Source organism: Armatimonas sp., assembly GCF_043760365.1.
Lineage (GTDB): Bacteria > Armatimonadota > Armatimonadia > Armatimonadales > Armatimonadaceae > Armatimonas.
Genome location: NZ_JAYUPA010000943.1, coordinates 1 through 8102 on the forward strand (window position 1 = coordinate 1; position 8102 = coordinate 8102).

The window sequence follows — 8102 nt, forward strand, 5'->3', positions numbered from 1 at the left end:
GCGTGGTAAACCCTGTGTACAAACAAGAACGAGATCATATCAGAATGGAAACCCAGGTCTACACCCCCCCTGTCCCCGTGACGGCTCCCACCGCCTCGCGAACCAGCCGCCACATGCTCTATTTCACGACTAAGCGCCTCATTGATATTATCGGCTCCCTTTTTGGCCTGATTCTTTTGTTTCCGGTCTTCGCCCTTCTTGCGCTACTCGTGCGTCTTTCCTCGCCTGGACCGATCCTCCACCGACGGCGTGTCCTCGCCCATCAAGACTATCAGGGAGGGGTGCCCAATAGCTTTGATGCCTTTAAGTTTCGTACCATGGTCGTGAATGCAGATTTTTTGCTGGAAATGCACCCAGAGCTTATGGCGGAGTTCCAGAAAGACTTTAAGCTGCGCGACGATCCCCGTGTCACGAAAGTGGGCCATAAGCTTCGCCGTGCCAGCCTGGATGAGTTTCCTCAGCTTTTCAACGTCCTTCGAGGACAGATGACACTGGTGGGGCCACGAATGATCTCGCCGCCCGAGCTGGCCATGTACGGCGAGTATTCCAGCAAGCTTCTTTCGGTTAAACCCGGCCTGACGGGGCTATGGCAAGTCAGTGGACGACAAAATGTTTCCTATAATGAGCGCGTCAAGCTCGATATGTACTACATTGACAATCGCTCCCTCGCCCTGGATATTGAGATTCTGATGAGAACCGTGGTGAGTGTCCTCAAGCGGCAGGGCGCGTACTAAGGCTATCTCCGATGACTCTGAATCGGCTCGTTCGCAACGCACTCACTCTCCTGTTGCTGGCAGTTCCTTGCCTGCTTCTGCTCCCACGACTCAAGGCTCCCATAGCGTTGCCCCCCGCAGCAATGGAACAGGTGCTGGTCTCACGCTACACGGCAGCAAATAATCGGCTGGGAACCCCTTTTCTACGTCCTTTGGATGCGAGCCGATTGAGTGCCTACGGAGACGGTGCCCTGCCGGACATGCGCCATGGGATTCTCTACACGGGGCTAGTGGCTGTGAGCATGAAAGCCTTGAAAGAGACACGGGGGGGGCAAGGCCAGCGTGCGGCGACCTTACTGGGAATCCTTCTGCTGCTGGTCAGTAGCCTGGTAACCCTCTGGCTCGCCCGCCGCTGGTTCCCACAGCGCGATGGCCGCCGTGCAGCCCTCCTATTTGTCTGGAGTGGGGGCGCAATCCTTGCCACCGTCCTGCCGGGCCCAGGACTCCTGCTCGCTCTGCTGGGTGCACTTCTGTATGCCACCCTAGTGCCCCTGGATGTTCGTATGTCCAGCAAGCGTGCCCCTCTCTCTCTGGCAATTATCGCAGGTGTGCTCTGGGGGCTATTGTTCCTGACGATCTACTCTGCCCTTCTGCTGCTCCCCTTACTTTTTTGGCATATCGTTCGTGTCACCCGCAGAGATGTGAGAGCGGTACTGGCCTTTGGCATTGCAGCCAGTATCGTGGCCGCACCACAGCTTCTTCGCGCCTACAAATTTGCGCACAACCCTCTGTTTCATAGCCGAGGGATCGAGCTCACCATGCAAACGGAGAGCTATCCAGGAACCACGCTCTACCATGCCACTTCTCTCCCCGCCACCCTCACCAGCTATCTGTCGCGTGGTGGTCATGTGGAAGTGGCAGCAAGAACGGGGCATACCCTCACCGAGCTAATTCCTCGCTCCGTGGCCACACTGGGGCTTGCACTGCTTCTCTTTCTCACCTCAAGCCTGATCCGATTTACGGACGACCGGCTCAATACGCTCCGTCGCTTGCTCTTGCTGGCACTTCCCCTTCATCTCGCCGCCTTGAGTCTTTTCTTTCCCGCAGAGGAGTGTGCCGAAGTGCTCTTGCTCTATGCGCCCGCAGTCGCCGTGCTGGGCGCAGGTTTTCTGGAGACCGTCGTGCATGCCCGGCGCCTGCCTCGTCTCCATAGCCGTGGGGTCTTACTTCTCTGGACGTTTGGGTGCTGCCTCTCCGGAATCGCTCAGCTCCTCGCGCTGCGTGCCGCCCCCGCTCCCCCACGCCTCTATAGTTTTCTGGGAGCCAGTGGGCAGTACTTGGAGCAGATCCAGACCCAGGGCGACGGTGTCCTGGCGGCAGATGATGCACTGACGATGGCCTACTACGCCAATGTCCCCGTGACACTTCTCCCTACCAGTGCAACGGATTTTCTGGAGCTGGAACAGCTGCTTCACAAGGAGATTGTCGGCTTTGGTGTCACGCCCTCAATCCGCTGGGATCGGCCCGAGAATGCGGCGATCCAGCCCTGGGCCGAGACCTACCGACGCGTGATCGGGCTCTTCTCCCTCTCCGAGCTGCTGCCGACCACCGAGAGCAACGCGCTGCGTGACCGCATTTCGTACCCGGCGGAGCTACTCCCAGCGATCCGGAAATTCCAGGTGACCCCCATCAAGGAGCCCCAGTTTGGCAACGATTTTTCGGCTTTCTTCTGGGACCTAGACTATGTCAAGTCTCAGCCACGCTGAGCCAGAAGACGCGCCGCCATGGTCAAACAAGCCACTGATTTCAGATCCTGAATACGCCCATCCGTGATCGCCGCCAGAGCATCCTCGAGCGAGAGAGCAACGGTCTCGACAAACTCATCGTGATCCGTATGGGCTCCTGGTGCCGCCACTAGCTCCTCCGCCAGATACCCCCAGATCTTCTCGGTGCAGTAGCCGGGTGCCACATAGGCTTCGTAGAGAGCGGTAAGCTTTCCAGGGGTGAACCCGATTTCCTCGGCGAGCTCACGCCCCGCCGCAAGCGCAGGGTCTTCGCCCGCCTCAATCCCCCCCGCAGGCACTTCTAAGAGCGTCCCCCCTGTCGGCAGACGGAACTGCCGTACCAGCAAGACATTGCCCGCAGCATCTAGCGCCACCACAGCGATTGCCCCACCGTGCTCGACGACTTCACGCTTACCGGGTTTCCCGTTGGGCAGCACGATGCTGTCTACACGCAGGCTCACCACACGCCCCTCGTAGAGGCGCTCGCTCTCGGTGACAGTCTCAGTCAGGTTCATCATTTTACGTTTCCTCGATAAAAATCGGTTTTACCAGCCACTCGGGAATGCTCAGCGGCTCGCCGGTGCGGTCTAATGTCCCTGAGAGGAGCAAGTCGGGAAGTTCCCGCTCTGCCCGTGCCAAAATAGCTTCGAGCGCCGTACTGGGAAGCTCCTCTTCCCCCTCAAAAAGGCTGTACTCGGGCAGGAGACGCGCCCCAAAGTCATCCACAAGAAAGACAGCCCACGGCAGATCATCTTCCACGCCACTCGCATCCCAGACCGTCGCACAGTAGCCCGAGTCCGCTTGGTAGGCTAGGCTGCACTCGACATCCTCAATATCCAGATCCGTTCCCTCGGGCAAGAGCGTGAGCCAGTGGAGCGGCCCAGGAACTTCCTCATCGGCCTGGATCTCGTTCCAGGCAGCGAGCAAGACGTGCTCAAACCAGCGAAAGCGGGTCTCGAAAGCAGCGAACTCAGAATCGTCGGGGGTAAAGAGCATCCTCATAAGTGTATCACACACACCCTGATGCAGCACTCACACGGAAGAACAGCGGATCTTGCTCGGCAGTTCGTCCCATGCTCGTGACGCGAATTTTATTTTTTTCTAACAAGAGCAGCCCAGGCTCAGGGTCGGTCAGGACGAGCTCAGCGGCAATGTTATCTGGCAGTGGTGTTCCCTGAGGCCAACCCGCAAGGGGACGTGCACCACAGAGTTCCAGAACCGTGCGGCTATGGTGTGAGACACCACGATGCCGCGCACGCGGATCCGCCTCGGAGGCACGTAGGCAACAGATTGCCCTCCCGCCCAGAGCCGCAACAACATGAAGCGCCCACGCCTGCTCAATCCCCGAGAAGCCGTAGCGTGTCCCTGTGCCCGCATTCCCTGGCCCGGGTGCAACAATGATCAGGGTCGCTTTTTCGAGCGTCTGCGCCGCGATGAGAGCCGATGGCAAGGTCACACACTCGCGCTCCGCACCAAACGCCTGCCCACAGGTGAGAGTACTATCCAGTAGCCCCACCGCACGAAGCTGCCCAACCAGCTTGGAGAATCCCAGGGGAAGCGCAGCCGAGTCGGTCATCACGTAGGCAATACGCACCTCTGGGCTCGCCGCCTTCGCCGCCGCCGCTACCAGTGCGACCTGGCTGTGCAGCAAGCAGGCCACGACGCGCACGCCCTCTAGCGCTACCACAGTATCGTCCCACGCCGCGCTCTGCTCAGCCACAGCCACCGCGTGCTGAAGTGGTGTGTAGCGAAGCTTGATGATATGCTCCACTTGCTTGTGATTCCCCCCACCCCGAGGGTACCCGACGGGGGCCAGGGGGCAGGAAGAAGCCCGTCCCATCACAAAATCCACCCCACCGGTTCCCAGCGAAAGGTTAGTCGCGGTCACATTGAGCTGTACGTCGTCGCCCACGCTCAGTGGGCCAGTCAGTGTGGGGTAAGCGACAATCTTGCGCTCTGCCTGCTCCCCTATAACCTGTGCTCGCCCCCAGAGTGCAACAACAGTGACGCGCTCAATGGAGGTTATGGTGGCAACCAAACAATCCAGACGGGGCATCTTAGCGCAGCGCGGACTGGTCGCCCAGATGCGCCGCAAGGTCGGAGCCAAGAACGACGTTGATATCGGGCTTAGCCTCTTTGAGAGCACCGGTCATGTCCGGGGACATGTCTTTTTGAATTGTCCCGCCGCCGAGCAGCTTAGAAACACGCTCCGCACGCGGCTTGTTCGTAGCCTTCGTAAACCAGATCATTGTCTTGGTCTCGGTTTGCTTCGACGCCTCTTTCACATAGTCCGCGTCAAAGTTCCCCTGATCCCGCAAAAGCTCCGCCGCACGCCGCGCGGCCCCCGAGATCGCGGTCGCATTCTGCACCGCCACCGTCGTCACCCGATTGGCTGCCTGCTCATCGCCATAGACCAACCACTGCACCAGTGCCTCCGTCTTGCGCCGATCCGGGATAAAGAAGAAGGGTTTCTTCTTCTCAAACTCTCCCGCAAGGGTCGCAGATGCCACCTGATCGGGTTGCGTGGCGCGATAGAGAGACGCGATCGCGAGGAGCTGGTCGCGCTTCAGATCCGTGTCGAACTGCTTTAGCGTCGTGTCAATGATCTTATCCACCCGAAAAAGCTGCCGCTTCCCCGAGGCAATCATAGCACGAATCATATTTTGCTGACGCGCCATCCGGCGGGTATCCCCATTTTCCAGGCAGCGATTCAGCTCCGCAATCTCTGAACGAGGCTTCAGCCGAAACGTTGTCCGCCCAGTAGCGATGGGAGAACCATCGGGATTACGCTGGTAGATATCCACCTCACGATAGCGACAGTACCCAACAGCATCGTTTGCGCTGGCGATCTGAACAGTACCTTTAGGGAGTTTGACATGAAGTCCCGCTTTATTATCGTGATACTCGAAAGCATCAATCGTCTCAACTTCAACCCCACGAAGCTCTTCCACAAGGTTACCAACAGCATCCGGCTTTATAGCAATATAAAAATCGGGCCGGACGCCCGTTATCTCTTCCACGGCGTCACACAGAAGCCCAGGCCCCGCGATCCCCGGATACGTATCCTCACGAATTGTCGCGTTGATCTTGCCCGTCTTCCCCGCCACTCGGATTCGGGTGTCGCGCGGGATCGAGAGAGCGGAGACATGCTTTTTCTTGAGATCCAGTGTCAGGAGCATGATCGAGTCAGCGCGGCTAGACTTGCCCGTGTAGCGCTGGTAGTTCTTATCGTACTCATAGTCCTTGCCAATCAACAAGACCGTAATCTGGTCTTTATTTGGAAAGAACTTTTCGGGGTGATCTATCAGCGTGACCACTCCCCCCAGACCAATTCCTGGAGCGATCTTGGAGAAGATCTTCCCTGCCCAGATACCGCCGCCAATCACAGCCGCAAGGGCACCAAAGCCAATCAGCTTTCGGAGAGGGTTGGCTCTCTTGCGGCGACGGCCCGGGCGGCGTGGCGACGCAGCGGGAGCACTGCCACGGCGGGTTGTGGGGGGAGTTATTTTTCCGTTCACTTTACTTCGTCCGTTCACTATACTTTATTATATCCCTAAATCGTTCCGGTGCTCAGGGTCATAGGGTAAACTTCTCCTGTGAATAGTGAACGCCTCGCAGTCTCGGATCGCATCTCAGACCTTATCCCCTACCAGCCCGGGAAGCCTATCGCCGATGTCAAGCGGGAGCTGGGCATTGTCGGGGAGATCATTAAGCTGGCCTCAAATGAAAATCCGCTGGGTCCCTCCCCGCTGGGAATCGCCGCGCTCCAGGCCGCGCTCCCCACTCTGGCACTCTATCCCGATGGTGCGTGTCATGCGCTACGCGAGGTTGTCACCGAGAAGTTTGGCCTCTCCCCGGACTCCCTGATCTTTGGCAACGGCAGCGATGAGATTATCCACCTGCTCGGGCTGACATTTTTAGAGCCCGGCGATGAGATTGTGGTCGGCGACCCCACTTTTGTGCTCTACGAAACGGCCGCCACTCTGGCGGGCGCGAAAACCGTGAAAGTCCCTCTCACCGCAGGGGATATGCGCCACGATGCCACCGCGATGGCTGCCGCTTGCACCGAGAAAACCCGCCTGGTCTTTGTCGCCAACCCGCATAATCCCACTGGCTCGGTGATCTCTAAGGCGGATGTCGAGACACTTATTGCGGCCCTGCCCCCCCGTGCGTTCCTGGTTCTGGATGAAGCCTACGCCGAGTATGTCGAAGACGACCCCAAGGTGCCACGCGCCCTAGACGGGGTCAAGGCGGGCTTGCCGGTGATCTGCCTGCGGACATTCTCCAAGCTCTATGGCCTTGCAGGGTTCCGTGTGGGCTACGGCGTGGCCGCGCCTGAAGTGATCCGTCTGATCAACCAGGCCCGCTCCCCCTTCAATGTCAATCTTGCGGGACAGGTGGCAGCGGCGGCGGCACTCAACGACACGGAGTTTATTGCGCGCACCAAGAAAAACAACGACGATGGCATTGCACAGCTCATCGCGGGCTTTGAGAAGCTGGGCCTGAGCTGGGTGCCGACACGCGCCAACTTTATTGTGGTTGATACCGGCAGGCCCGCCAAAGAGATGTTTGATGCACTCCTCAAGCAGGGAATTATCGTCCGTGCCTTTCCCAAAGATCTACCAACACATCTGCGTGTCACGATCGGAACCCCGGAGCAGAACACACGATTCCTAGAGGCGCTGACATCGTGCCTGACATAAACAAGGGGCTAGCCTACCAACTCGCAGCACGCAGTGCAAAGCCCACTCCCACAATTGTTACCGTTGGCAACGTCGCCATTGGCGAGGGCTGCCCGGTCGTTGTGATGGCGGGGCCGTGCAGCGTCGAGAGTCGTGAACAGACCCTCACCACGGCACGCGCCGTCAAAGCCCTGGGTGCCACGGTGCTACGCGGTGGTGCCTACAAGCCCAGCACGTCGCCCTACGGCTTTCGCGGGCTGGGAATCGAAGCGCTGGAGATTCTGGCAGAAGCCAAGGCCGAGACGGGCCTGCCAATCATCACGGAAGTCATGGATCCGCGCCTGGTCGAGACGGTCTGCCGCCACGCGGATATTCTCCAGATCGGTACCCGCAACATGCAAAACTACGATCTCTTGCGCGAAGTCGGGCGCACCCAAACCGCTGTCTGCCTGAAGCGTGGGATGTCGGCGAGCCTGCTGGAGTGGCTTCAGGCAGCTGAGTATATCCTGCTGGAAGGCAACCCGAACGTGATTCTCTGTGAGCGCGGCATTCGGACGTTTGAAACCTACACCCGTAACACTCTCGACCTAGCCGCCGTCCCTGCCCTCAAAACTCTCACGCACCTGCCCGTGATCGTGGACCCGTCGCAGGGCACGGGCCGCTCCGCACTCGTCGCCGCTCTTTGCCGGGGTGCGGTCGCCGTGGGAGCGGACGGCCTCCTCATCGAAGTGCATCCCCACCCCGAGAGCGCTCTCAAAGACGGCCCTCAGCAAGTTACCCCCGACGGCTTCGCGGCTTTAATGGTGGAGCTGCATCCCGTTGCAGACGCATTAAAAAGAGGCATCGCATGAAGCGCCTCCTCGGACTCGTCGTCGCTGTTACCGTCTGCGCTCTCTTCACGGTGATCGGCCTGACAATCGCCA

The 8102-nt window shown here is 59.1% G+C and carries 8 protein-coding genes; 4 read left to right on the forward strand and 4 right to left on the reverse strand.

Features of this window, described 5'->3' with window-relative positions; genetic code table 11:
• Together ACH2EH_RS23795 and ACH2EH_RS23800 are read left to right on the forward strand one after the other, a co-directional pair.
• A partial coding sequence (locus ACH2EH_RS23795; protein ID WP_395145710.1) for a sugar transferase occupies positions 1–734 on the forward strand: 734 nt, incomplete at its 5' end.
• An 11-nt stretch (positions 735–745) separates the two neighbouring features.
• Complete coding sequence (locus ACH2EH_RS23800) at positions 746–2479, forward strand: hypothetical protein (RefSeq protein WP_395145712.1); 1734 nt, start codon at positions 746–748, stop codon at positions 2477–2479.
• On the opposite strand, the gene ACH2EH_RS23805 is transcribed toward ACH2EH_RS23800, so the two are convergent.
• Genes ACH2EH_RS23805 through ACH2EH_RS23820 form a run of 4 tightly spaced genes read right to left on the reverse strand, consistent with a single transcriptional unit; the run spans position 2467 to position 6033 of the window.
• Positions 2467–3015 (reverse strand): NUDIX hydrolase, encoded by a 549-nt coding sequence (locus ACH2EH_RS23805; RefSeq protein WP_395145714.1) that lies wholly within the window; start codon positions 3013–3015, stop codon positions 2467–2469. The two genes, ACH2EH_RS23800 and ACH2EH_RS23805, sit on opposite strands and share 13 nt — an antisense overlap.
• Before the next feature lies 1 nt (position 3016).
• Positions 3017–3499: a hypothetical protein gene (locus ACH2EH_RS23810; protein WP_395145716.1), complete on the reverse strand. Its 483-nt coding sequence runs from the start codon at positions 3497–3499 to the stop codon at positions 3017–3019.
• Between the two features lie 7 nt (positions 3500–3506).
• Positions 3507–4604 (reverse strand): DUF3866 family protein, encoded by a 1098-nt coding sequence (locus ACH2EH_RS23815; protein WP_395145718.1) that lies wholly within the window; start codon positions 4602–4604, stop codon positions 3507–3509.
• Complete coding sequence (locus ACH2EH_RS23820; RefSeq protein ID WP_395145719.1) at positions 4555–6033, reverse strand: LCP family protein; 1479 nt, start codon at positions 6031–6033, stop codon at positions 4555–4557. The genes ACH2EH_RS23815 and ACH2EH_RS23820 overlap by 50 nt, the downstream gene beginning before the upstream one ends.
• A gap of 60 nt (positions 6034–6093) precedes the next feature.
• Between ACH2EH_RS23820 and hisC the strand changes: the two genes are divergently transcribed.
• Positions 6094–7200 carry a histidinol-phosphate transaminase gene (gene hisC, locus ACH2EH_RS23825; RefSeq protein WP_395145721.1) on the forward strand — a complete coding sequence of 369 codons (1107 nt, stop codon included), beginning with the start codon at positions 6094–6096 and terminating at the stop codon, positions 7198–7200.
• Positions 7188–8030, forward strand: coding sequence for a 3-deoxy-7-phosphoheptulonate synthase (aroF, locus tag ACH2EH_RS23830; protein WP_395145723.1), 843 nt, complete (start codon positions 7188–7190; stop codon positions 8028–8030). Before hisC ends, aroF begins: the two co-directional genes overlap by 13 nt.
• Positions 8031–8102: the final 72 nt, after the last annotated feature.